This window comes from Bifidobacterium sp. UTBIF-68, assembly GCF_006408855.1.
In the GTDB taxonomy this organism is placed as follows: domain Bacteria; phylum Actinomycetota; class Actinomycetes; order Actinomycetales; family Bifidobacteriaceae; genus Bifidobacterium; species Bifidobacterium reuteri.
The window spans coordinates 1-1082 of sequence record NZ_JFAN01000024.1; the positions used below are offsets into that span (position 1 = coordinate 1).

At 62.6% G+C, this 1082-nt stretch carries 1 protein-coding gene; it reads right to left on the reverse strand.

The genetic code is table 11. From position 1 onward, the window contains the following. Positions 1 to 397 precede the first annotated feature (397 nt). On the reverse strand, positions 398 to 1082 hold a 685-nt coding region (locus BW14_RS07540), incomplete at its 5' end, for an ISL3 family transposase (protein WP_140489947.1).

Below are 1082 nucleotides of genomic sequence, written 5' to 3' on the forward strand. Positions count from 1 at the left end.
AACCCGCCACGCAAGTGCAAAACCGCCACAAATGCACCAGCGGGGCAACGCGAATGCGGGAGTATCGCTGAGCCAGCGAAACCACACACTGAGAAACGGCGAAATTCCGCGGTTTCTCGCGAGATACTCACAACGGCAGTACGCCCGAAACGTCACTAACCCGCCACGCAAGTGCAAAACCGCCACAAATGCACCAGCGGGGCACGGACCACAACGAAACGCCCATGGCGAAAAGCACGGAAGCAAATAACAAGCAGATGACATTTCGGCGTAATTTCAACGATTCCGAGGAATCACCCACAAAGACACAGTTACGAAGCAAATAACAACAATCAAACGAACACTCATCAGGCAGAGTTATGAGGCTCTTCGCATTTTGGTGTGTAGGTGTGGGTTGTTATAGGTGGGTTTGGATGGTGTGTCTGAAGCCGCCGGTGTGCAGCAGGCTGCGGGTGATGTAGTTGTCGAGGTTGCGGAAGCCCAGGGCGATGCCCCTGAGGGTCTCGAGTCTGCCGTTGATGGCCTCGGTGGGCCCGTTGGCGCTGTGTTCCCGGTCGAAGAACGCGAGGATGTCCTGCATGCGGCGTTTCAGGGTGCGTCCCAGGGTGGCGAGTTCGGGGCATCCAGGCGCGGCTCCCGGGGCGTTGAGCGCCTCGATGAGTTCGGCCATCATGCCCTTGCCCTTGCGTCTGTCCTCCTGCGCGTAGCAGCGGATGATTTTCTGGTAGGCGCCGTGCGCGAGCTTCAACGCGACGTTGGCGGGGTCGTCGAGCAGGCGGGCGGCTCGCTCCCGTTGTCTGTCGGTCCTCAGGGTCTCGGTCTTCAGCAGCACGCGCCGTCCCCTGTAGAGCGGGTCGTCCTTGGTGCCGCGCCGGCCCGTCCGCTCGCGCTGGAGCCGGCAGCGCACGGCGGTGAGCTTGTCGCCCGCGAGCTTGACGATGTGGAACGGGTCCAGCACCTCCACGGCGTGGGGGACCTCGCGGCGGGCGGCCTTCTTGTATCCGGCGAACGCGTCCATCGCGACCACCTTCACCCTCTCCCGGAACGATTGGCCCCGTCCGGCGAGCCACCGGGCGAACGCG